The organism is Bacillus sp. FSL R5-0431 (assembly GCF_038002985.1).
Classification (GTDB): domain Bacteria; phylum Bacillota; class Bacilli; order Bacillales; family Bacillaceae; genus Bacillus.
Window position 1 is genome coordinate 212,213 of the sequence record NZ_JBBOOG010000001.1, and the last position, 22,003, is coordinate 234,215.

The 22,003-nt window shown below is 41.9% G+C and carries 24 protein-coding genes, 2 pseudogenes, 1 riboswitch and 1 other annotated feature; of the genes and pseudogenes, 17 read left to right on the forward strand and 9 right to left on the reverse strand.

The genetic code is table 11. The features are described 5' to 3' along the window. Positions 1-67 precede the first annotated feature (67 nt). On the reverse strand, positions 68-1,951 hold the full coding sequence (locus MKZ03_RS01220) for a thioredoxin domain-containing protein (protein ID WP_341030680.1): 1,884 nt from the start codon (positions 1,949-1,951) through the stop codon (positions 68-70). Between the two features lie 9 nt (positions 1,952-1,960). Continuing rightward, positions 1,961-2,142: pseudogene (locus tag MKZ03_RS01225) on the reverse strand (DUF255 domain-containing protein); the annotation flags it as partial. A gap of 268 nt (positions 2,143-2,410) precedes the next feature. Here MKZ03_RS01225 and MKZ03_RS01230 point away from each other — a divergent pair. Beyond that, complete coding sequence (locus MKZ03_RS01230; RefSeq protein WP_341030681.1) at positions 2,411-3,781, forward strand: DNA cytosine methyltransferase; 1,371 nt, start codon at positions 2,411-2,413, stop codon at positions 3,779-3,781. Positions 3,782-3,797: 16 nt separating this feature from the next. Here the strand turns inward: MKZ03_RS01230 and MKZ03_RS01235 are convergent, their stop codons facing one another. The 3 genes and pseudogenes from MKZ03_RS01235 to MKZ03_RS01245 form a co-directional block, all read right to left on the reverse strand. Beyond that, positions 3,798-4,745, reverse strand: a complete 948-nt coding sequence (locus MKZ03_RS01235; RefSeq protein WP_341030682.1) for a hypothetical protein — start codon at positions 4,743-4,745, stop codon at positions 3,798-3,800. A 110-nt stretch (positions 4,746-4,855) separates the two neighbouring features. Beyond that, positions 4,856-5,032, reverse strand: a pseudogene (locus MKZ03_RS01240) (DUF255 domain-containing protein); the annotation flags it as partial. 64 nt (positions 5,033-5,096) lie between these two features. Further along, positions 5,097-5,603: a hypothetical protein gene (locus MKZ03_RS01245; RefSeq protein ID WP_341030683.1), complete on the reverse strand. Its 507-nt coding sequence runs from the start codon at positions 5,601-5,603 to the stop codon at positions 5,097-5,099. 183 nt (positions 5,604-5,786) lie between these two features. On the opposite strand from MKZ03_RS01245, the gene MKZ03_RS01250 reads away from it, so the two are divergent. The 7 genes from MKZ03_RS01250 (at position 5,787) to MKZ03_RS01280 (ending at position 9,872) form a co-directional block, all read left to right on the forward strand. Beyond that, a complete protein-coding gene (locus MKZ03_RS01250) occupies positions 5,787-6,047 on the forward strand; it encodes a metal-sensitive transcriptional regulator (protein WP_003217059.1) in 261 nt (86 codons plus the stop codon). Between the two features lie 124 nt (positions 6,048-6,171). After that, the gene (locus MKZ03_RS01255; RefSeq protein ID WP_003216959.1) at positions 6,172-6,654 is read left to right on the forward strand and encodes a DsrE/DsrF/DrsH-like family protein; all 483 of its coding nucleotides are present in this window, start codon (positions 6,172-6,174) and stop codon (positions 6,652-6,654) included. A 14-nt stretch (positions 6,655-6,668) separates the two neighbouring features. Next, a complete protein-coding gene (locus tag MKZ03_RS01260; RefSeq protein WP_334750727.1) occupies positions 6,669-7,022 on the forward strand; it encodes a rhodanese-like domain-containing protein in 354 nt (117 codons plus the stop codon). 47 nt (positions 7,023-7,069) lie between these two features. Beyond that, positions 7,070-7,630, forward strand: coding sequence for a sulfurtransferase TusA family protein (locus MKZ03_RS01265; protein WP_106029687.1), 561 nt, complete (start codon positions 7,070-7,072; stop codon positions 7,628-7,630). A 14-nt stretch (positions 7,631-7,644) separates the two neighbouring features. After that, positions 7,645-8,772 carry an MBL fold metallo-hydrolase gene (locus MKZ03_RS01270; protein ID WP_307498913.1) on the forward strand — a complete coding sequence of 376 codons (1,128 nt, stop codon included), beginning with the start codon at positions 7,645-7,647 and terminating at the stop codon, positions 8,770-8,772. Between the two features lie 33 nt (positions 8,773-8,805). Then, positions 8,806-9,036 (forward strand): sulfurtransferase TusA family protein, encoded by a 231-nt coding sequence (locus MKZ03_RS01275; protein WP_034664361.1) that lies wholly within the window; start codon positions 8,806-8,808, stop codon positions 9,034-9,036. 59 nt (positions 9,037-9,095) lie between these two features. Further along, complete coding sequence (locus MKZ03_RS01280; RefSeq protein WP_340974319.1) at positions 9,096-9,872, forward strand: sulfite exporter TauE/SafE family protein; 777 nt, start codon at positions 9,096-9,098, stop codon at positions 9,870-9,872. A gap of 31 nt (positions 9,873-9,903) precedes the next feature. Here the strand turns inward: MKZ03_RS01280 and MKZ03_RS01285 are convergent, their stop codons facing one another. Both MKZ03_RS01285 and proS read right to left on the reverse strand, forming a co-directional pair. Then, the gene (locus MKZ03_RS01285) at positions 9,904-10,080 is read right to left on the reverse strand and encodes a hypothetical protein (protein WP_003216908.1); all 177 of its coding nucleotides are present in this window, start codon (positions 10,078-10,080) and stop codon (positions 9,904-9,906) included. 275 nt (positions 10,081-10,355) lie between these two features. Next, on the reverse strand, positions 10,356-11,789 hold the full coding sequence (gene proS / locus MKZ03_RS01290; RefSeq protein ID WP_340974321.1) for a proline--tRNA ligase: 1,434 nt from the start codon (positions 11,787-11,789) through the stop codon (positions 10,356-10,358). A 42-nt stretch (positions 11,790-11,831) separates the two neighbouring features. Then, positions 11,832-12,026, reverse strand: a binding site (T-box leader). Positions 12,027-12,185: 159 nt separating this feature from the next. After that, positions 12,186-12,285: riboswitch (purine riboswitch) on the forward strand. Between the two features lie 77 nt (positions 12,286-12,362). On the opposite strand from proS, the gene MKZ03_RS01295 reads away from it, so the two are divergent. From MKZ03_RS01295 to MKZ03_RS01320, 6 genes are all read left to right on the forward strand, one after another. Next, on the forward strand, positions 12,363-13,535 hold the full coding sequence (locus tag MKZ03_RS01295) for an MFS transporter (RefSeq protein ID WP_340974323.1): 1,173 nt from the start codon (positions 12,363-12,365) through the stop codon (positions 13,533-13,535). Positions 13,536-13,784: 249 nt separating this feature from the next. Further along, positions 13,785-14,243, forward strand: a complete 459-nt coding sequence (locus tag MKZ03_RS01300; RefSeq protein WP_034664352.1) for a MarR family transcriptional regulator — start codon at positions 13,785-13,787, stop codon at positions 14,241-14,243. 126 nt (positions 14,244-14,369) lie between these two features. Further along, positions 14,370-14,600: a hypothetical protein gene (locus tag MKZ03_RS01305; protein WP_223250469.1), complete on the forward strand. Its 231-nt coding sequence runs from the start codon at positions 14,370-14,372 to the stop codon at positions 14,598-14,600. Then, entirely contained in the window at positions 14,597-15,058 is a 462-nt protein-coding gene (locus MKZ03_RS01310) for a DUF523 domain-containing protein (RefSeq protein WP_034664351.1), read from the forward strand. The genes MKZ03_RS01305 and MKZ03_RS01310 overlap by 4 nt, the downstream gene beginning before the upstream one ends. Positions 15,059-15,087: 29 nt before the next feature. After that, complete coding sequence (locus MKZ03_RS01315) at positions 15,088-15,504, forward strand: hypothetical protein (protein ID WP_340974325.1); 417 nt, start codon at positions 15,088-15,090, stop codon at positions 15,502-15,504. Between the two features lie 81 nt (positions 15,505-15,585). Then, positions 15,586-16,413, forward strand: a complete 828-nt coding sequence (locus tag MKZ03_RS01320) for an aldo/keto reductase (RefSeq protein WP_340974326.1) — start codon at positions 15,586-15,588, stop codon at positions 16,411-16,413. A gap of 41 nt (positions 16,414-16,454) precedes the next feature. Here the strand turns inward: MKZ03_RS01320 and MKZ03_RS01325 are convergent, their stop codons facing one another. Further along, the gene (locus MKZ03_RS01325) at positions 16,455-17,537 is read right to left on the reverse strand and encodes an iron-containing alcohol dehydrogenase family protein (RefSeq protein WP_340974432.1); all 1,083 of its coding nucleotides are present in this window, start codon (positions 17,535-17,537) and stop codon (positions 16,455-16,457) included. A 199-nt stretch (positions 17,538-17,736) separates the two neighbouring features. Here MKZ03_RS01325 and trhO point away from each other — a divergent pair, with 199 nt between their 5' ends. Both trhO and MKZ03_RS01335 read left to right on the forward strand, forming a co-directional pair. Then, positions 17,737-18,705, forward strand: coding sequence for an oxygen-dependent tRNA uridine(34) hydroxylase TrhO (trhO, locus tag MKZ03_RS01330; RefSeq protein ID WP_307498928.1), 969 nt, complete (start codon positions 17,737-17,739; stop codon positions 18,703-18,705). Between the two features lie 329 nt (positions 18,706-19,034). After that, on the forward strand, positions 19,035-20,654 hold the full coding sequence (locus tag MKZ03_RS01335; RefSeq protein WP_307498929.1) for an APC family permease: 1,620 nt from the start codon (positions 19,035-19,037) through the stop codon (positions 20,652-20,654). A 34-nt stretch (positions 20,655-20,688) separates the two neighbouring features. Here MKZ03_RS01335 and MKZ03_RS01340 read toward each other — a convergent pair whose 3' ends face one another. Further along, a complete protein-coding gene (locus tag MKZ03_RS01340; protein WP_060595439.1) occupies positions 20,689-20,889 on the reverse strand; it encodes a hypothetical protein in 201 nt (66 codons plus the stop codon). 185 nt (positions 20,890-21,074) lie between these two features. Between MKZ03_RS01340 and licT the strand changes: the two genes are divergently transcribed. After that, positions 21,075-21,911 carry a BglG family transcription antiterminator LicT gene (gene licT, locus MKZ03_RS01345; protein ID WP_066031389.1) on the forward strand — a complete coding sequence of 279 codons (837 nt, stop codon included), beginning with the start codon at positions 21,075-21,077 and terminating at the stop codon, positions 21,909-21,911. The last annotated feature ends 92 nt before the right edge of the window (positions 21,912-22,003 follow it).

The following is a 22,003-nucleotide window of genomic DNA, read 5'->3' on the forward strand; positions in this document are numbered from 1 at the left end:
AGCGGATTGACATGTTTTTTATCTGTTTGTCCTCATTTTGTCTTCTCATAGTCATCTCATGACAAACTCAATCGTGGAATAATTGTTCCATCGCTTCGTCGATATCGGTGATTGGCTGGCGGCAGCTGTAGTTTTCACAAATATAAACGGTGGTTCTGCCATCGATTGTTTTGTAATCTTTTGTAAAGGGCGCGAGCTGCGCTAATTCCTGCCCTGTTTCGGCAGTCAATATGATATCAAATGGCATGAAGCGTTTCTGAAACGCCTGTAAGAGCCGTTCTTTTTGAGGATCACCGTTTTTCCCTAGAATGATGATCTCTCTTTTTGTTGCATATTGACTCAAGAGTCCTTGCAGAAACGCTGTGTGCCCGCTTGGATAGGAAGAGACATCGACATAAAAAGCTTTGAACATCTGCTCTAATGTGTCCAGCCAGTCCTGACGTCCGGTCAGTCTGCTTAGCGTGAGAAGCTGCTTGAGTGCGGTGCTGTTACCAGAAGGCATGGCGCCGTCGTACACTTCTTTTTCTCGAACGAGGAGCGCTTCCGCATCTGATCCTGAGAAGAAAAAGCCCCCTTTTTCCTTGTCCCAAAACAGCTCAAACATGTTCTCAGCTACTGTTGTGGCTTTTTCCAGCCATTCTTGTTCAAAGGTTGCTTCGTATAAGGACATATAGGCAGAAAGCATATGCGCATAATCCTCGATAAAGCCTAGATGCTTCACATCCCCTTCTCTATAGCGGACCATGAGCCGCTCGTGTTGGACGAGGTGTGTTTCTAGAAAAGACATCGCCTGTTTCGCCATACGGATGGCTTCCTCTTCACCGAATACCCTTCCTGCTTTGGCGAGAGCAGAGATCATCAGCGCATTCCAAGATGTGAGCACCTTGTCATCGACAAGCGGTGCGGGCCGCTGCTGTCTGACAGATTGTAAAATGTGCCGGGCAGATTGAAGCTTGGACTGAAGCGTATGGTCGTCGATCGAGAAAGAGGCTTTGATGTCATCAAAAGAGGTTGAAATGGTATGAGGGATGTTCGCCCCTTCAAAGTTCCCCTCTTCTGTGATGTGATAGACAGCGCAGAATAATGCGCCGAGGTCCTCGCCTAAATGAGTCATGATCTCATCTTTTGACCAGACGTAATATTGTCCTTCTTTTCCTTCAGAATCTGCATCTATCGCTGAATAAAAGGAGCCGTCCGGATTCATCATATCTTGTTTGATAAAGTGGATCAGGTGTTGGACAAGCTTTTCATACTCAGGCTGTTGAGTAAGCTGATATGCTTCTGTGTAAGCTTCCATCAGCAAGGCGTTATCATACAGCATTTTTTCAAAATGAGGCACAAGCCATTTTTCGTCTGTTGAATAACGAGAAAAACCTGAACCCACATGATCGTATATACCGCCATTTGCCATCCCATCTAACGTTTTCGTGACTGCATATAATGCATTCTCCTGCCCAGTCCATTCGTAATAGCGCATCAAGAATGAAAGCATATGAGGTGCAGGAAATTTCGGTGCAGAACCAAATCCGCCATACAGCGTATCAAAGCTGCTCATGAGCTGGTAATAGGCTTTGTGGATCGCCTCTTGAGACAAGGTATTTTCTGTCTGCCCTGCTGCTTTGATCCGCAGATTATTTGTCGCCTTCTCTGCTAATGATTCGATATGATCTCGGTCGTTGTGGTACGCATCCAGCAATTGTGTCAGTGCTTCAATGAAACCAGGACGTCCATAAGCACTTCTCTTTGGAAAATAAGTCCCCGCATAAAAAGGCTTTTGATCAGGCGTGACAAATACGTTCAACGGCCAGCCGCCTTGCCCCGTCATCATCTGACAAACAGACATATACATAGAATCGATGTCTGGACGCTCCTCACGATCGACTTTAATCGAAATGAAATGTTCGTTTAGGATGTCAGCGACTTGCTGATCTTCGAAGCTTTCGTGTGCCATGACGTGGCACCAGTGGCATGTTCCTTTGGTTATCCATACCCAATCGATACGAAAACAGGTTTGTTTTCGCGTTTCGCTTTCTCGAATGCTTCGTCTGACCATGTGTACCAGTTGACCGGATTATAGGCGTGTTGGAGAAGGTATGGCGACTTTTCAGCGATTAATCGGTTGGGTATTTTTTTGTTTGGCATGGAATCACCTGCCTTTACTTTATTTTATTAGTAACATCTAGCTTAGCATTAAAATTGAATACCTCCAAAAACTTTAATTATCAGTGCATGGAGACCTAATAAGTGATATTCATAGTATGATAATTGATGATTTAAAAATATCTGAGTGCTATTATGTATAAACAATATTCTTTATTCCAAGTTAAAAATTGTTTTTATGAAAAAACCTGGACTTTTCAAATGATTTATAAGATAATAGTACATGTAATTTAATTAAGGAGGTTTTGTTATGAAGCCTATAGCTATTGACCTTTTTTGTGGAGCTGGTGGTATGAGTGAGGGTATTCTTCAAGCTGGGTTTCATATTGTATTCTCCTCTGATATAAGTGTGGATGTTGAGAAAACATATACCTTTAGACATAAACAACTAGGGTTGATTCATGGAGAAAACACTTATTTCAAGAGAGCTGATATAAGAACTTTAAGTTCAGAAGAAATCTTATCATCAATTAGAAATTTAAATATTTTTAAAGATAAAGATGACTTACCACAAATAGATGCTATTTTTGGTGGTCCACCATGTCAAGGTTTTAGCAGAGCAGGACTTCGCAAAAAAGATGACCCTAGAAATATGTTATTCAGAGAATATTTAAGGATTGTAAAAGACATACATCCCAGATACGTTATTATGGAAAATGTTGAGGGGTTTATGGATACTAAAATGGATGGATATACTGGCATTACAGGTGAAACATACGAAGACGGGAGTTTAATGCCAGAGATATTGGTAAATGAATTTAATAAAATTGGTTATTTAACCGTAGAGCCGATGCTGTTAGATGCTTCAAATTACGGTGTCCCTCAAAGAAGAAAAAGAGCAATATTTATAGCTTATTTGGAAGGAGAAGAAATCCCAGCTTATCCAGAACCCATAACACCGAGTGAAAATGAAAAAGTATCTGTTGATGAGGCTATAAGTGATCTAATAATAGATAGTAAGAAGAAGGAAAAGTACTTTAATAAGTACTCCGAGTACCAACTTTCCTCGATTAATGGAAGAACAAAATCAGTTTCAGGTACTACTATATATTCAAAGGAAAATATCTATAATCATGATTTTTCAAATCATAGTGCGCTTATTCAAGAAAGATTTTCTCTATTTCGTGAAGGTGAAAGTTCTTCAATGTTAAAAAGAAGAATTAGAGAGGAAGGAATTAATTTAACTGAATATCCATCTCTCTTAAAAGAATGTGTGAACAAACTTGAAGAGAAATGTGAACCCGAACAAGTTATTTCACTTTTTAATAGGCCACCAGTTGATGAAGAGTTGATTAACGCTTTGCTAACTAAAAAGAATAATAGATATAGATATAAGAAGGATAGTGTATCTCCTACAGTTGTAACATTGCCTGATGATTACCTAACTCCGTATGAGAACAGGATACCTACTGTGAGAGAAATGGCAAGATTACAATCCTTTGATGATAGTTTCATCTTTTTAGGTAAAAGAACCACCGGAGGGCAACGTAGAAAAGTAGAAGTACCTCAGTATACACAAGTTGGAAATGCTGTCCCGCCATTATTAGCAAAAGCAATCGGTATAAAGATAATTCAAGCTATAAAAACATCAAATGAAAGACGCCTAAAAATTCAAGTATAGGCGTCTTTCATTTGAGTTAATATAACTTAAAGTATGAATAAGTTGATGATACGAATTGTAACTCTGAGTTTAGTCTTCTTAACATTCCATTTGTTGAAGATGAAAAATTTTTGCCAAAGATATCTTTAATAGAATTAGCTACTGAGGGCATAGAAGAGTGACCCCAGTAGTTACCTCCAGAAAGATTTTGAACTCGTTTTACACAGGTGCTGCTAGGTTTAATTTTTGATAGCTGAACCGTCGGTACTGTAACAAACGAATATGTAAATTTTTTCAAATCGTTGATTGAATATGCAGAAGTTCCGACTGTGATAGAATGCCTCATAAATCCCCTAGAGGAATAAATCATATCCCATAACATTGGAATTTGTGCATTGTCATTCCAATTAGTCTTGCATTGTATCACTCCAACTTCACAAGACGAAAAATCTCTTTCTAGCAATGCATTGATAATAGGTTTGTAATTATATACTCGCCCACGTTGTTTTACAGCAGGAACAACTCTTCCGCTGTTATCTCTAATAGTTATATTTAGTTTGTCTACCTCAGTATAGTCGCCTTTTTTAGGAAACGTAATTGCAATTAAATCAGACTCAGTTCCTGAAGGGAATGTACCGTAACTAACTCTTAATGCATCACTAATAGGAGTTGGTATCAAGTTTTTCTTCTGTTTAACTACTACTGTACGTGTTCCAATCAAACATATATTTAAATACCAGCACACAAGAGCTTCCCAAGCGTGTCCGGCTGCGGATATATCAGATTGAGAACGTCCAGAAACACCTGTTAATCTAAAAATAGTTGAAAGTTTATCTCCTAAATCAATAACATTTGAAGCATTCAATGGAGTCGAATGCTTGTGAATAAGGTCTTTCCAAACCTGAAAGGACCGTTCGAATGTTTCCATTTCAAATAAATCGTTAATTGCTTCTTCTCTTAAGTATTCCACGATGCTTTGTTCCACATCTAGCTCTCCTAACAATTTAAACTTTAGTGACATTATACTATAGGAATTGTTCTTTTGGAAAAGTTTAACGAATCTATTAACAAACTTATGAGTTTCAATTATTAGCAGTGCCACCAGTGACAAGTGGCATAGCCGATGCTGACAAGCACCGGTTTATTTTCACGCTTGGCTTTGTCGAAGGCTTCTTGCCCCCACGGGTACCAGTGAACTGGGTTGTGGGCGTGCTGAAGGAGGTACGGTGATTTTTCGTTGATGAGTGGGTTGGGTGTTTGGTTGTTTGGCATGGGTCACCTGCTTTTTTGTTTTTATTTTTTATAAGATCCCTCATTTGGAAGGAATTTATCATCTTTACTTCTTCACCAGCACATATTGTAAGTGTTCTAATTCAAACATATAAATCAGTTCATCGATCTCTTTAAAATCGATATGTTTTCCAAAGCGTTTTTTGCTTAGGTCAATTTCTACATCCAATTGATCATCTTTTTCTTTCGTTTCGAGTCCATCTACACAAGAATAGATTTCGATGGTTTCTCCTTTTGACAGCTCTTTTTCAATGAATTGAAAAAGTGGACGAAGAGAATGAATGATGTCTAAATCATAAACAAAATGATGTGTGAATTTGTCTCTTACCGCTTCATAGACGGGATCTACATAATCAATGTGAATGCCAGCGAAATCCTCTTCTGTTTCAAATACTTCTATCAAAGGATCTTCTTTTTGATAGGTTTTGGACTTTTTTTGTTTTTTATTAAACGTTCTGATATTGAGTTCAGAGAATGGTTTATATGTAGGATTTTGACCAAAAGTACCAAGTGGCAGTTCTTTGTTTGCTCCAATATAGTGATGTAAAGTCATGGGCTGTCCTCTTTTCTTCAATGATTTCTCGTCCGTTGATTATTTTCTTTTTATCAATAAATGGTGGAATGTGCAATTATTTTCACATACGTTCTCTACAAAAGAGCAGGGCAAGTCGTTTGACTAAATACCTCTTAGGGTATACTATCTGTTCATAGAAAGAATAGAAAGGAGTGCTGGTACATGGAATATAATCAGCAGATGAAGAACCGTCTTCGCCGGATTGAAGGGCAGATTAAAGGGGTTCTTGCGATGATGGAGCAAGGCAAAGATTGCCGCGAGGTGGTCACGCAGCTGTCTGCATCACGTAATGCCATTGATCGGGCAATGGGTGTGATTGTGAGTACTAATCTTGAGCAATGTGTCCGTGAAAGTCTTGAACAAGGCAAGGATACGGAAGGTCTTGTGAAAGAGGCAGTTGAGCTATTGGTGAAAAGCCGGTAAGAAATTCCTCAGCCTTTGGAGGTTGACGGATTTTTTTACTTGATGTAATATACCCTTACCGGTATATGTATATATTTTTTTATTTTTATATACCCCCATAGGTAATATTTGAAGGAGGAGCAGAATGGAAGAACAGAAAAAACGTACGACGATTGTGTTATTCAGTGGAGATTATGATAAAGCGATGGCAGCTTACATTATTGCCAATGGTGCAGCAGCCTATGATCATGAGGTAACCATTTTTCATACGTTTTGGGGGCTGAATGCCTTGCGTAAGGATGAGATGGTACCGATGAAAAAAGGATTTTTAGAAAAAATGTTTGGCAAGATGATGCCGCGCGGGGCTGATCGCATGGGGCTTTCCAAGATGAATTTTGCGGGAATGGGGCCGAAAATGATCAAGCATGTGATCAAAAAGCACAATGCTATGACCTTGCCGCAGCTCATTGAGATGGCGAAGGAGCAGGATATCAATCTTGTGGCATGTACAATGACGATGGATCTTTTAGGATTACAGGAGAAAGAATTATTAGATGACATTCAATATGCTGGTGTAGCGGCATATTTAGCAGAGGCTGAAATCGGACGTGTGAATTTATTCATCTAGTGAGGTGAAGCAGGATGGTGCAGACGATTTTACTCATCATCGTAATTGGATTACTCGTGAGCCGCTTTTTGCCGGTACGAGGTGTAAAGCAAATGGATGCAGCTCATATGAAAAAGAAGCTGAAAAGCAAAGGTCAACAGCTCATTGATGTGCGATCTCCTAGTGAATTTCAAACAAATCATATCAAAGGCTTTCAAAACATCCCGTTGTCTCATTTGAAGAAACGAGCTTCTCAGCTTGAGAAAAATGAAGAGGTCTATGTGATATGTCAAAGCGGAATGAGAAGTATGCAGGCGGCGAAAATATTGAAGAAGCAGGGATTTACTCAAATTACAAACATTAAGGGTGGCATAAATGCTTGGCATTAAATGCGCAATAAAATATACCCCCACCCCTATATAGAGGAGGATAAGACATGCAGCAACCAACTGTCATTTTAGATGCAAAAGGACTGGCATGCCCGATGCCGATTGTAAAAACGAAAAAACAAATGAACGAGCTATTGCCGGGTGATGTGCTTGAAGTGCAAGCAACCGATAAAGGATCAGCAGCGGATCTAGCGGCATGGTCAAAAAGTGCAGGCCACGAATTTTTAGGAACAAAAGTAGAAGGCCAGGTGCTTCATCATTTGATTCGTAAGGGCGGAGAACAAGAGAAAGAAGGGAAGTCCATGATTTCGGAAATGTCTTTGGAGACTTTTCAACAGAAAGTAAAAGAAGATCCATCTTTGTTTATTTTAGATGTGCGAGAGCTTGATGAATACGAGGCGGGGCATATTCCAGGAGCTCTTCACATTCCTCTTGGTGAGGTTGAACAACGTGCGGAGGAATTGAGCCGGGAGACGGACATTTATCTGATCTGTCATTCAGGCAGAAGAAGTGAATTAGCTGCGCAAAAGTTAAAAGAAAAAGGATTTCATCAATTGATGAATATCGTGCCAGGCATGAATAGCTGGACAGGAGCGATTGAAAAATAGGAGCTGAATGGAACATGACGGTAAAAGCGATGAACGCAGAGCAGTTAACAAAAAAGATCGTGAACAAAGAACCGCTCTTTTTGCTAGATGTGCGAAATCAAGCGGATGTTCAGGATTGGAAGATCGAAGGGGAAGCAATCGTTCATATGAATGTGCCTTATTTTGATCTCCTTGAAGGAGTAGAGGGCATTTTATCTCACATTCCTTATGACCGTGAAGTGTTGGTGGTTTGTGCCAAGGAAGGCTCCTCTATCATGGTGGCGGAGATGCTGTCAGAGGCGGGCAGAACGGTCCATTATTTAGAAGGCGGTATGAAGGCGTGGAGCGAGCATCTAGAGCCAGTGAAGATCGGGGATTTAACCGGCGGTGGAGAGCTGTATCAATTTGTGCGTATGGGCAAGGGATGCCTGTCTTATATGATCATGTCGAATGGAGAAGCCGCAATTGTAGATGCAGCTAGAATGACGGATATCTATACCCGTTTTGCTAAAAAACATCATGTCTCTATAACGAAAGTGTTGGATACTCATCTTCATGCGGATCATATTTCTGGTGGGAAAAGACTGGCTGAACAGACTGGTGCCAGCTACTGGCTGCCGCCAAAAGATGCAGAAGAGGTGATCTTTGAATATCACCGTCTTGAAGAAGGGCAGCGGATGACGATTGGAGCGGCTTCCATTGATATTCACCCCCTTTACTCGCCGGGGCATACGATTGGTTCAACATCTTTTATCGTGGATCATCAATATCTTCTTTCAGGTGATATTTTGTTCGTTGATTCGATTGGAAGACCTGATCTCGCTGGAATGGCGGAGGACTGGGTAGGTGATTTGAGAGAAACGCTTTATGACCGATATAGAGCACTTTCGAAAGAATTCATTGTATTGCCAGCGCATTTCATGATCATGGATGAAGTCAATGAAGACGGAAGCGTTTGGAAGGAGCTAGGCGTTCTATTTGAAGAAAATCATGGACTGAATATTGAAGATGAAGACGTATTTAGACAAATGGTCACGAAGAATCTGCCTGCACAGCCAAACGCCTATCAAGACATTCGTCAAGCCAATATGGGGAAGCTGAGCCCAGACGATGAAGCGCAGCGTGAAATGGAAATTGGTCCAAACCGTTGTGCGATTCGGTAATGTCCAATAAAATAAGGAGAGAGGAACAATCAAATGACATCAGATCAAATTTTAGACGTAACAGGGCTTGCATGCCCAATGCCGATTATTCGGACGAAGAAAAAAATGAATGACTTGACGGAAGGTCAAGTTTTAGAAATACATGCAACAGATAAAGGGGCTAAAGCTGACTTGGCAGCATGGGCAAAGTCAAGCGGACATGAATTGATCACGCAGACGGATGAAGGACATGTGCTGAAGTTCTGGGTGAGAAAAGGGTCCTAAAGGATGTTAGGGGTATCTGCTGAAGATCCCCTTTTCCTTTTGCAAAGGAGGAGACCAGCGTGGATTTTGCGTTTTTGATTACACTTTTTATCATCGGATGTATTGGTTCCTTCTTATCAGGAATGGTGGGGATCGGGGGATCTGTGATCAACTATCCTATGCTGCTTTATATCCCGCCACTGGTCGGTGTGATGGCACTATCGGCTCACGAGGTATCAGGAATTGGCGCTATTCAAGTGCTTTTTTCGACGCTCGGTGGGGTATTGGCCTACCGAAAAAGCGGGTATTTACATCGGTCGTTGATTTTATATATGGGGAGCAGTATATTGGCGGGCAGCTTATTAGGCAGTTATGTATCTCACTTTATGCCAGAGAATGGGATGAATCTCGTCTATGGATTGCTCGCGGTAGTGGCTGTGATCCTTATGCTGATTCCAAAAAAGGGACAGCGTGCAGACTCAGAGGGAGAAGTCACTTTTCATAAAGGGCTTGCGGCAGGTATTGCCTTTGTGATTGGCAGTGTTTCCGGGGTGCTAGGCGCGGGTGGAGCATTTATATTGGTACCGGTGATGCTGTCTATTTTAAAAATTCCTGTCAGGATGACGATTGCGTCCTCACTTGCGATTACGTTTCTATCTGCGATCGGTGCATCGACTGGAAAGGTATTGACGGGTCAAGTTATGCTTCTTCCTGCGGTTGTGCTGATGCTGGCAAGTTTGGCAGCTGCTCCGATTGGTGCTAAGGTCGGTCAGAAAATCAATGCCGTCTACTTGCAATGGGCACTTGCTGTAATGATTACGGCGACAGCGGTCAAAATTTGGCTTGATTTATTATAAAGAAAAGACCAACAAAGCGTGTTGGTCTTTTTTATTTGACGTCATCGTGCTCGATATATGTTTCAAGGGCTGGGTGAAACTCTTTTTGATAATGAAGGTTGGGACATGTTTTCACGACTTTGCCTTGCAGGGCATTGGACTTAGAGACTTCTAATGCTGTTTTACATTTAGGGCAGCGTTCGGCAAACAGTGAGGGCCAGCGCTTCATATATTACCACTCCAGTTAAAGTCTTAAAAACCGATTATATTAATATGAATTATAGGGGATCGTGCAGGTGAGGTCAATGGGTGTTTGGGTCTTTTTAACAAAAAAAGAAGCCTCAGCGTGTAGACAAACCCTCGCATTCGTTGTCAGTTCTGCGCGCCGATGCTCACGAATGTCAAATTCGCTCCGCTTCGGTGCTCGTCCTTCCTAGACTTCAAAGGTTTTCAGGTCACGCTGAAAAGAAGCATCGTGAGGATGCTTCTCTTTCGTTCCTATTCTTAATAAGCTTTCGCCCAGAAGACCATATCAGATGCAGGCTTTCCGCAGCAGACACATGTGTCTGAAACGGATTCCTGTTCAAATGGGATACAGCGTGAGGTCGCCCCTGTTCTTTCTTTAATGTCGTTTTCACAGGCTTCGTCACCGCACCACATGGCTTTAATCAATCGGTTTTCTTCTGAAAGAATGTGCTCAATGTCTTCAATTGTGTGAGCTTCTGATGTTTTTTCATGTAATCGTTCTTTCGCCTTTTCGTACATCGTCCGTTGAATGTCTTCAAGCGTGGATGTGATGGTTTGTTCAAGTGCATCTAATGTGACAGCTTGCTTTTCACCAGTGTCTCGTCTTGCGAGCATCACTTGTCTTTTTTCAATATCCTTTGGTCCCACTTCTACACGTAAAGGAATGCCTTGCATTTCACATTCGTTGAATTTCCAGCCTGGCTGTTTATCGCTTGCATCGATGTCAGCACGTGCGATGCGGGTGAGTCGATCTTTCAATTCGTAGGCATGATCGAGCACACCTTCTTTATGAGAGGCGATTGGCACGATCCGCACTTGGGCTGGCGCAATGTTTGGCGGAAGGACAAGCCCTCTGTCATCGCCGTGCACCATAATCATGGCGCCGATAATTCTTGTGGTGAAGCCCCAAGAGGTTTGCTGGACATGCTCTAGTTTTCCTTCACGGTTTAAGAATTCAATGCCAAATGCTTTGGCAAATCCGTTCCCGAAGAAGTGAGAAGTGGCCGTTTGCAGCGCTTTTCCATCATGCATCAAGCTTTCGACCGTATAGGTGAAGCGGGCACCAGCGAATTTTTCCTTCTCTGTTTTTCTCCCTTTAATGACAGGAATGGCAAGGAGCTCTTCGCAAAGAGAAGCGTAGATGTGAAGCATTCTTTCTGTCTCCTCAATCGCTTCTTGCTCAGTCTCATGGCATGTGTGCCCTTCCTGCCATAGGAATTCAAGGGTTCTAAGGAAGGGACGTGTGGTCTTTTCCCAGCGGACGACATTCGCCCATTGGTTATATAGCTTCGGTAAATCACGGTAGGAATGAATGATGTTTTTGTAATGCTCAGCGAACAGTACTTCAGAGGTCGGTCTGACGCAGAGCCTTTCCTGTAATTCGGAATCACCGCCATGTGTGACCCATGCCACTTCAGGAGCGAAGCCTTCGATATGGTCTTTTTCCTGCTGCAGCAGGCTCTCTGGGATAAAGAGCGGCATATACACATTCTCATGACCTGTTTCTTTGATTTGGCGGTCAAGTTCGTCGCGAATATTCTCCCAAATTTTAAAGCCGTATGGCTGAATGATCATACTGCCTCTGACGCTTGAATAATCGACGAGGCGCGCCTTTGTGACAACATCTGTATACCACTGGGCAAAGTCGTCTTCCATGCTTGTAATTTTTTCAACAAATTGTTTCTTTGACATTGCATGTTCCTCCTTTGTAAAAACAAAAAAGCTGTGCTTTAAGTTAGGGACCATTCCTGGTGGTACCACCCTAATTTAAAGCACAGCTTTACACTCGATCATGATAACGGTATGAACCGCTGTGTGAAACAGAACTAAATCGGCAGGTTCACTTGAAGATGTCAGTAGGAACTTCCAGCACCGTTCCCTCTCTGTTAAAGGTCGATTCAAGCTACTTTTCCAGATCTACGTTGATCAATGTTCGTTGATTTTTCATCAGTTTACCTGTAAATGCAGGAGAAAGCAAGTTGTTCTGGGGTTTCTTGTCATGCTGTTCTGAGTGCTTTTGTGTGATCGTGAATTTGCAGTCATTTCCTATTTTTACAGCTTGCCAGTTATGTAAGGCTATGCTAATATATTTGAAGAAAAAAATAGACTTGTATAACCTCAATAATATGGTTTGAGGGTTTCTACCAGGATCCGATAAATCCTGATTACAAAAGCGCGCTTTCCTTTTTTGTAATCAGGGTTTTTTTGTTTGTCTGCGCCCTGTATCAAAAGTGAAAGCGATGATATATAGAAGGGATGTTAGACATGAACTGGAGAGTATATTTATTAGCCGTTTCTACTTTTGCGGTTGGATTAGTTGAGCTTGTGGTCGGGGGCATTTTGCCAAGCCTTGCAGAGGATTTGAATGTATCTCTTGCAACAGCTGGGCAGCTTATCACCGTATTTGCCATTGTGTATGCCATTTCAGCGCCTGTGCTGCTGACTGCCACAGCTAAAATTGAACGAAAGCGTCTTTATTTAATCGCGTTATTGGTGTTTACAATAGGAAATGTATTCACATATTTTAGTTCGACCTTTGCCCTTGTCATGATCTCTAGGGTATTGATCGCGATGAGTACAGCGCTTGTGGTGGTGTTGTCACTGACGATCACTGCTAAATTGGTGGAACCAGCGCATCGTGCGAAGGCATTAGGGCTGATTTTTATTGGGATTAGTTCTTCACTTGTTCTCGGTGTACCGATCGGTATTTTTATTACAGAGAGCTTTGGTTGGAGAGTGATGTTTTTAGGAATCAGTATTTTATCAGCGATATCGATGGTGCTGATCTATTTCCTATTGGAGAAAATGCCTGTTGAAAAAGTCACACCTCTGAGAGAGCAAATACGTTCTTTAGGGCATCCGAAAATTTTTAGTGCACATTTGATCAGTTTGTTTATGCTGGCAGGTCATTATATGCTTTATTCTTATTTCACTCCGTTTTTAATGGAAGTTCTGCATATGACCCCGTTCTGGATTAGTATTTGTTATTTGGTCTTCGGGCTTGCTTCTATTGGCGGGAATGGGTTTGGCGGCTGGCTTAGTGACAAGCTGGGTTCAGGGAAAGCCATTTTGCTGGTGACAATCGCATTTGCGGTTGTGATGTTTATCATTCCTTATACAGCGGGCGTGTTTGTCCTCTTTATGGTCATGGTTGTCCTATGGGGAGCGCTTAGCTGGGCATTAACGCCTGCTTTGCAGAGCTATTTGATTCAAACAGATCCTGTCACGTCTGATATTCAGCAAAGCTTAAATACATCGGCCTTGCAAATTGGTATCTCGATTGGATCAGCGGTTGGTGGTGTCCTGTTTACGATGACCGGTTCATCTGTTGATCTGGCGAAATTCGGTGCAGTGTTTGTGCTGATTGCCTTTAGCTGTGCGGTGATTTCGTTGAAAAGACCACCATTTTATATGGATCGTCAGCATCGTGCTGAATAGCTGCCTCATGATAGGCAGCTTTTTTTCTGTTCTATATTATTTCAACATCTCACGAAAAGAGCCTTTCTTTCCATGAATTATAGCAAATAAAAGAAAGAGGAGCTGTGACATGATGGGTCAACTAGTAGAAAAGTGCATACACCATTTTCAGGTCTGATGGCCTGTTCTTTTTCTCACACTGACATTTCTTTTGACTCCTCTTTTAATTATTAGTACCATTTTATTAACCAGTTAAGAGTGGAGGTTCAGATGGAGACTAAAGAGCAGATTGTATTAAAAGCGATTCAAGATCTGATTATGCATAGGGAAAAGAGACGGAATGATCCAACAGATCCACTGATTACCACGACTGATACACTCAAGCAAGATTGGACACTCACACAGCTTCACATTTTATCGATGATTCAAGCTAATCCAAACGAATCAAATAATACATTTCTTTCTCAACAACTAAAACTATCAAAGCCTGCCATTACAAAGGCTGTGAAAAAACTAATTGATAAAGGCATGGTGGACTATTGCCACCGGCAAGGGGATAAGAAATCTGTCTACTATTCATTGACAGAGAAAGGCACGCAATTGGCAGCGCTGCATGATGAACTACATGAAAAAGCTGTCGCGTCCTATTTAGAATTTCTCCAGCAGTTTCATGAAGATGAATTACAGGTGATTGAGCGCTTTTTGAAGGCTTGGAAAGAAAAAATATAGATTAAAAAAACCGAAACCATCGTAGAAAATGAGATGATTTCGGTTTTTTATATGGTAAAATTAACATATATTGACGTTATTCCTGATCATGTTAAAAGGGAGGGAGCTTCTCTGGGGAAAGAAATGATGGAAAATTTTAAAAAGTCAGCAGCCATCATGCCGTTCGTAGGACTGTTTGTCAGCTTGCTATTATTTGTTTACTATTTTGGCATTACAGGAGTTGAAGAACCTGTTTGGGCGGCCGCTTTGTATTGTGCCCTGCCCTTTTTAGGGTACACGATCTTCTATCTGCCTGTATGTATTTATTTTAAAGTCAGTAAAAAACGCTCAATCCATAAAAATGAGGAACAGACGTGATTGTGGTCAGCGCTTGCCTTGCTGGGTTGAAGGTCCGGTATAATGGCAGCCATCGATTAGATCAGCGAATTGAAGAGCTTGTGCAGGAAGGAAAGGCTGTGACAGTTTGTCCTGAACTGCTTGGCGGCTTCTCTACGCCTAGACCACCGGCAGAAATCATTGGCGGAGATGGATATGATGTTTTACGGGGGCAGGCTGCTGTTGTCGATGTTCATGGAACTGACGTCACAGAGATGTATGTAAAAGGTGCAAAAGCCACGCTGGAACAGGTTCAGTCTCTGAAAGCAACAGCGGTTGTGTTAAAAGAGTACAGCCCTTCTTGCGGGAGCCGGCTGATTTACCAGGGAGAGTTTAACGGTAAGACAAAAGCTGGTGATGGTGTGACGTCCGCCTTGCTGAAACAGCACGGGATTCAAGTGTTCTCTGAGGAGGATGATTGGACTTCGTTGTTTCAATAGGTGTGGCGTGGATAGAAGGAGGAGCTAGGTTGAAAAAGTGGATCATTGGTGTAGGTGTAGTGGTTTTAATAGGAATAGGTATTTATTTTATGATCAATACCAAAACATACTCTTTTGATGATGTGACCTCACTGGATAAGAATAAGGTGACTTCGATTCAAATTGAGCATGATAATGAGCAAGTTGTGGTAGATAAGAAAGAAGATATTCAAAAGCTGCTGAATGAATTTTCAGGTATGAAATTAAAGGAGGCGAATGGCGCTAAAAAAGAAACAAAAGAGTCTTATTGGATTAGGGTGTTAGAGGAAGGCAATGTTACATACGGAATCGTCTTTTATGATCAAGCTTATTTAGAGACATATGATGGTTCTAAAACGAAAAATAAGATCAGCGAATACCAAATCGTTGACGCCAATCAAGTCGATATAGGACAATATATCAAATAACACCAGCGAAATTTCTTGCATGATCAATAGAAAATTCGGGTATAGTGCTTGGTAAGTAAAAATGAAGCGGAGGTTTGTTTGATGAGTGGATTAACAGATAGAGTCACATTAGCAAACGGAGTAAAAATGCCGAAGCTAGGCTTTGGTGTATGGCAGGTAAAAGATGGGGATGAGGCTGTAAATGCAGTCAAAGACGCTCTTGAAGCGGGCTACCGCAGCATTGATACAGCAGCGGCCTATCAAAATGAAGAAGGGGTAGGCAAAGCCATTCAGCAATCAGGCATCTCTCGCGATGATCTGTTTATTACGACAAAGGTCTGGAATCGTGATCAAGGCTATGAAGCAACACTTGAAGCCTTTGAAACAAGTATGAACAAGCTTGGGCTAGATGTTTTAGACCTTTATTTAATTCATTGGCCAGTTGAAGGCAAATATAAAGAAACATGGAAAGCACTAGAGAAGCTGTATAAGGATGGACGCGTTCGAGCCATCGGTGTGTGTAACTTCCATCCGCACCACCTAGATGATTTATTAGAAGAGGCAGAAGTTGTGCCAATGGTCAATCAAATCGAGCTGCATCCAAAGCTGACGCAGGAGCCTTTACGAGACTACTGCAAGGAGAAAGGGATTCATGTAGAAGCGTGGTCACCATTAGGCAGCGGGAAGCTTCTGAACCATCCTGTTCTTCAGGATATTGCGAAAAAACATGACAAATCCGTGGCACAAGTCATTCTTCGCTGGGACTTGCAGCATGGTATTATCACTATTCCAAAATCTGTGACGAAGAGCCGAATCATCGAAAACACACAAGTCTTCGATTTCGAGCTGTCCGCACATGAGATGGGCGTCATCGATCAGCTTAATGAAGATGAGCGCACAGGTCCAGATCCAGATAACTTTGATTTTTAATCGAAAGAAAAGCACAGGTGGATGCCTGTGCTTTTTTTTATTTAACGGTTTTTCGAGGCTGATACGTTTTCAATGACTTGAATGGCGTCGGCAATTTGCTCTTTGGAATAGTCTCCAATCAAGCAAAAAGTTTCGTCTGCACGTGCAGCATGGCTTGCCACTGTTTTTGCGGCTTCTTCCAGCTGAGCTGTGATGCCAAGCTCACGCATATTTTTAGGTAATCCGAGTGTTTCATAAAGCTCAAGTAATTCTTCTACTTCGCTCATTCGATTTTCTGCGGCAAGCTGAACAAGAATGCCATAGGCCACTTTTTGACCATGTAATACGTGATGCGTTTCTTCAATAAATGTCAATCCGTTATGGATGGCGTGCGCTCCTGCCATTCTGCCGTAGCGTCCCCCGTACCCGCCGACCGTGCCGGCTAATGTAATAATGGTATCCGTTACATCTGCAAATGCTTGCGAGTGCTGCCCTGTTGTCAAGCTGTGGACGGCTTCTTCGCTATGGGAAAGAAGAATGTCTCTGACGTATACCGCCTGCTTTAGTGCAGCATGCACCATGAGCGGTAAGGAGTCTTTTGCATTTCGAATAATGGCTTCTGCTTCATACCATTTCGCCAGCGTATCTCCAATACCACTTTGAAGGTAGGAAAGAGGAGAAGAGAGCAAAAATGTATGATCAATTAAGGTGAGATAACTGGACCGTTTATGGTAATCGACTCTCATGAAATTCCCCTTGTCATCATAAATGACGCTAAGCGGTGTAGATGCAGCACATGTCCCTGGAATGGTTGGAACCATGATCACTTCAATTTGAAGAGCTTCTGCTACTGACTTGGCGGTGTCTAAAATCGTGCCGCCTCCAATCCCAATCATCACATCTGCCCCTTTCAGTTCTTCAGCAATTCGTGTGATCGCATTTGGTGAACTGTATCCTTTGTGCTGAACAACAGGCCAATGAGGTGGAAGCTTTGTGTACGCTGAAAAAGCATGAAATGAATCATGTCCCGTCACGACAGCGGGCGACTGGAAGGAAGAAGAAACAAGTGAATCGAGTTCATGATAAATCCCTTTTTGAGAAATAAATTGGTTTGGGCCGCTTCTGACGATATCTTCTGGCTGGATCATTGCGTTCTGCTCCTTTACAACATCATATTTCATAAATCATCTCATTTTACAGAAAGTTCTGTCAAATAATCGATAATATGAGGAGAAAGACCCTTCCGTTTTATGGAATTGAGCCGCTGACATTGCCTTTAGGTATGTATTTCCTGTATGATAAAGAACGGTATGTTTTGATTAAATTTAAGAGGTGTTTATATATATGGAAAAACAATATCGTGTCTTACTTTACTATCAATATGTCCCCATTGAGGACCCAGAGACGTTTACAGCAGAGCATTTAGCATTCTGTAAGGAGCTTGGTTTGTTAGGCCGTATCCTTGTGTCAGCAGAAGGCTTGAACGGAACTGTTTCTGGTACCATTGAGCAAACGGACAAGTACATGCAAGCGTTAAAAGAAGATCCGCGCTTTGCGTCTATGCCGATCAAAATTGACGAAGCAGATGGTCATGCGTTTAAAAAAATGCACGTCCGCCATCGGAATGAACTAGTGAATCTTAGTCTTGAAGATGACGTGAATCCGTTAGAATTAACAGGTAAACATCTCAGCCCGGTTGAATTTTACGAGCAAATGCAATCACCTGATACCGTTGTGATTGATGCACGTAATGATTACGAGTTTGATGTCGGCCACTTTAGAGGGGCAGTACGTCCTGATATCGAGACATTCCGCGAATTACCTGAGTGGATTCGTGACAATAAAGACATTCTTGAAGGGAAAAAAATCCTGACGTATTGCACAGGCGGCGTACGCTGTGAGAAATTCTCAGGCTGGTTAAAGCGTGAAGGCTTTGAAGATGTCTCACAGCTTGACGGCGGAATTGTCACGTACGGAAAAGACCCAGAAGTTCAAGGGAAGCTATGGGATGGTCAATGCTATGTGTTTGATACCCGCTTAACAGTGCCAGTGAATCAAACAGAGCATGTAGTTGTCGGAAAAGATTTCTTCACCGGTGAGCCTTGCGAGCGTTATGTGAACTGTGCAAACCCTGCATGTAACCGCAAAATGATTGCAACAGAAGAGAGCGAGCATAAGTATATGCGCAGCTGCAGCCATGAATGCCGTACAAGTGAACGTAATCTTTATGTGAAACAGCACAATCTGTCTGAAGAAGAAGTGCAAGAAAGACTAGCTGTGATTGAAAAAGAACAAGCAATTTCACAAGGATAGAGGGACCCCCTTTATCCTTTTTTCTATACAGAAGAAAGAGGGATTCATTTCCTCTTTCTTTTTTTGTTTTGTTTTTTTCAAAATAAGGGTAAAGGTAGTTATTCAGTCTAATAGATTGAATCGTTGAAAAAGCGCTTTCTTTAGAAATAAGCATGTTCGACTATTTCAGAAAATAGAGAATTGAGAGATAATAAAACAGGCGAAAAAATGAACAAGGGTAAAGATTTAATTGAAGAAATATTTGTCAATTGAATGAAAAGAGAGCTGCAAGTAAGAAAGATGCTTACTTGGGCACATGCTTTGTAATTTAATCGAAAGGTGTTATGAACATGAATCATTTGCATCGTAGAATGGGAACTTTCGCTTTAATGATGGTAGGTCTTGGCTCAATCATTGGTTCAGGATGGCTTTTCGGTGCTTGGCGTGCCGCTCAAATTGCCGGACCTGCTGCTATTTTGTCCTGGTTGATTGGGATGGTCGTGATTTTATTTATCGCTTTGTCTTATAGTGAACTCGGATCGATGTTTCCAGAGGCAGGCGGAATGGTGAAATATACGCAATATTCACACGGCTCTTTTATCGGGTTTATTGCTGCTTGGGCAAACTGGATCGCTATTGTCTCCGTCATTCCTGTTGAGGCGGTGGCTTCTGTCCAGTATATGAGCTCATGGCCTTGGGAGTGGGCAAAGTGGACAAGCCATTTGGTCACAAAAGGGGTTTTGACGACAGAAGGGCTCATGGTCGCCAGTGTACTTCTTGTGATTTACTTTCTGCTCAATTATTGGACAGTTGGGTTATTTTCAAAAGCGAATACATTCATTACTGTGTTTAAAATTGTCATTCCAGGATTAACAATTGGTGCGCTCTTATTCGTAGGTTTTCATAGTGAGAATTTTACTTCTGGAACTAGTATTGCCCCTAACGGCTGGGCGAGTGTGCTGACAGCTGTTGCGACATCAGGGATTGTGTTTGCCTTCAATGGCTTCCAAAGCCCGATTAATATGGCTGGTGAGGCGAAAAATCCAGGCCGATCGATTCCGATCGCCATTGTTGGATCCATTTTGATTGCGACTGTAATTTATGTGCTTTTACAAATCGCCTTTGTCGGTGCTGTCAATCCGTCCATGATTGTGAATGGATGGGGCCATTTGAATTTTAACTCGCCATTTGCTGACCTTGCCATTGCGCTTGGGATTAACTGGCTGGTTCTGATTTTATATGCAGATGCGTTTGTATCACCTTCTGGTACAGGGATTACGTATACGGCGACGACATCTCGTATGATTTATGGAATGGAAAAAAACAAATACATGCCAAGTGTGCTTGGCCGTCTGCATCCTATTTACGGTGTGCCTCGTCCAGCGATGTTTTTTAACTTAGCCGTATCGTTTATCTTTCTGTTTTTATTTAGAGGCTGGGGTGTACTTGCTGAAATCATTTCTGTTGCGACACTCATTTCTTATCTGACAGGTCCGGTGACCGTCATGACACTGAGAAAGACAGGGACAGATTTATATCGTCCGCTTCGAATAAAAGGACTCAGCATCATTGCTCCTCTCGGCTTTGTCTTTGCCTCATTGACGCTGTATTGGGCGAGGTGGCCGTTAACAGGTCAGGTGCTGTTCATTATTCTCATCGGTCTTCCGATCTATTTTTACTATCAAGCAAAAGCGAAGTGGAAAGGCTTCGGCCGCAACTTTAAGGCGGGTGCTTGGATGGTCGTGTACTTGCTTGTGATGATGACGATTTCCTGCCTTGGCAGTGACAAATTCGGCGGCTATAATGTCATTCATTATGGCTGGGATATGGCGCTCATTGCAGTGGTTGCCTTGCTGTTTTATATGTGGGCACTCAAAAGTGGATTTGAAACAGAATTTCTAGAGGATGCGAAAAAAATTAATGATGAGCTGCGTACTTCTCAGCAAGAAGCCGCATCATCCAAAGAATAAAGGAACGGCTGCCTGAATATCGCGGGCAGCCGTTTTATTTTGATAAATGATGCATCACGTGCTGCCTCAGCCAAGTGGTGACGCCACGCAAAACGGCTGCTGTGACAAATGAGATGAGCACATATCTCCAAAGCTGATCCATGCCTTGTCCACTAAGCCAAAACACGATTCCTAGAAAAACGAGTGTGAATAGAAGCATGAATAAAAATGATGCAGACCAGAAAAAAGCCTTCACTGAAGGTCACCTCCTCGGAGTATTGTATGCAGGCAATTGAATGATCAGACCAGCCATGAAGGGGTAGAATCATGATGAAATCTATTGCAAAAGTCAGATAAAAACACCAAGTGATTTGACAGTTGTGTTAAGATGAGAGCATATTTTGAGTGAAGATTGTGGGTCATAGACGGAGGTGTTTGGGGTTGCAGATACAAAAAGTTCTAAACAATAATGTCATTAGTGTGATAGATGAACAAGGAAAAGAAATCGTCGTCATGGGCAGAGGTATCGCGTTTCAACGACGGCCTGGAGATCCGGTAGACGAATCGTTAATCGATAAAGTCTTCCGCCTGGAGGATCACTCCGTTCATGAGCGGATGAAAATGCTGCTTCTGGAAGTTCCGTATGATGTGGTCAAGGTAACCGAAGAAATGATTCAATATGCACATACAAAGCTGAACCGAAGATTAAATGAAAGTCTGCATGTATCACTCGCAGACCATATTCATTACGCCATCGAACGATTGAAGAAAAATCACCTCATTGAGAATTCGCTTATTTGGGAGATTAAACGCTTATACAAAGATGAATTTCTTGTGGCAAAGGACTGTCTTGAGATGATTGAAGAGCGTCTTCATATTGAACTGCCTGAGGATGAAGCAGGCTTTATTGCGATGCATATCATTAATGCAGAGCTCAATGAGGACATGAATACAACGGTCAATATCACAAAAGAAGTAAACGCCATTCTCACCATTGTGAAATATCATCTCAACATGGATTTTGATGAAGACTCACTCAACTATTACCGTTTTCTCACGCATTTGCGCTTTTTCGTCCAGCGTCTGATCAACGAAACACTGCTTGTCAGCGAAGATCAGGACTTGTATCAGCTGATCAAGGTGAAATATCCGAAGGCTTACGAATGTGCAAAGAAAATCGCAGAATATGTCTATCAAACCTATCACCGAGATCTCACATCAGAGGAGATGCTGTATCTATCCATTCATTTGAATCGATTGATCAAACGAGAAAAATAAAGGTAGATTTTAAAAGAAAGCGTTGACATAAGAAAAGCTGAGTGGTACTATTTGCTCATAAACATAAAAGAATACGGTTTCACAATGATCGT

Bases quoted from the DNA above. Each gene is read 5' to 3' on its own strand.
- trhO (WP_307498928.1), top strand. From the start codon at position 17,737: ATGGAAAAACAATATCGTGTCTTACTTTACTATCAATATGTCCCCATT.
- MKZ03_RS01220 (WP_341030680.1), bottom strand. From the start codon at position 1,951: ATGGCACACGAAAGCTTCGAAGATCAGCAAGTCGCTGACATCCTAAAC.
- MKZ03_RS01335 (WP_307498929.1), top strand. From the start codon at position 19,035: ATGAATCATTTGCATCGTAGAATGGGAACTTTCGCTTTAATGATGGTA.
- MKZ03_RS01285 (WP_003216908.1), bottom strand. From the start codon at position 10,080: ATGAAGCGCTGGCCCTCACTGTTTGCCGAACGCTGCCCTAAATGTAAA.
- MKZ03_RS01230 (WP_341030681.1), top strand. From the start codon at position 2,411: ATGAAGCCTATAGCTATTGACCTTTTTTGTGGAGCTGGTGGTATGAGT.
- MKZ03_RS01305 (WP_223250469.1), top strand. From the start codon at position 14,370: ATGGAAAATTTTAAAAAGTCAGCAGCCATCATGCCGTTCGTAGGACTG.
- MKZ03_RS01265 (WP_106029687.1), top strand. From the start codon at position 7,070: ATGCAGCAACCAACTGTCATTTTAGATGCAAAAGGACTGGCATGCCCG.
- MKZ03_RS01250 (WP_003217059.1), top strand. From the start codon at position 5,787: ATGGAATATAATCAGCAGATGAAGAACCGTCTTCGCCGGATTGAAGGG.
- MKZ03_RS01255 (WP_003216959.1), top strand. From the start codon at position 6,172: ATGGAAGAACAGAAAAAACGTACGACGATTGTGTTATTCAGTGGAGAT.
- proS (WP_340974321.1), bottom strand. From the start codon at position 11,789: ATGTCAAAGAAACAATTTGTTGAAAAAATTACAAGCATGGAAGACGAC.
- MKZ03_RS01275 (WP_034664361.1), top strand. From the start codon at position 8,806: ATGACATCAGATCAAATTTTAGACGTAACAGGGCTTGCATGCCCAATG.
- MKZ03_RS01270 (WP_307498913.1), top strand. From the start codon at position 7,645: ATGACGGTAAAAGCGATGAACGCAGAGCAGTTAACAAAAAAGATCGTG.
- MKZ03_RS01245 (WP_341030683.1), bottom strand. From the start codon at position 5,603: ATGACTTTACATCACTATATTGGAGCAAACAAAGAACTGCCACTTGGT.
- MKZ03_RS01260 (WP_334750727.1), top strand. From the start codon at position 6,669: ATGGTGCAGACGATTTTACTCATCATCGTAATTGGATTACTCGTGAGC.
- MKZ03_RS01295 (WP_340974323.1), top strand. From the start codon at position 12,363: ATGAACTGGAGAGTATATTTATTAGCCGTTTCTACTTTTGCGGTTGGA.
- MKZ03_RS01300 (WP_034664352.1), top strand. From the start codon at position 13,785: ATGGAGACTAAAGAGCAGATTGTATTAAAAGCGATTCAAGATCTGATT.
- MKZ03_RS01320 (WP_340974326.1), top strand. From the start codon at position 15,586: ATGAGTGGATTAACAGATAGAGTCACATTAGCAAACGGAGTAAAAATG.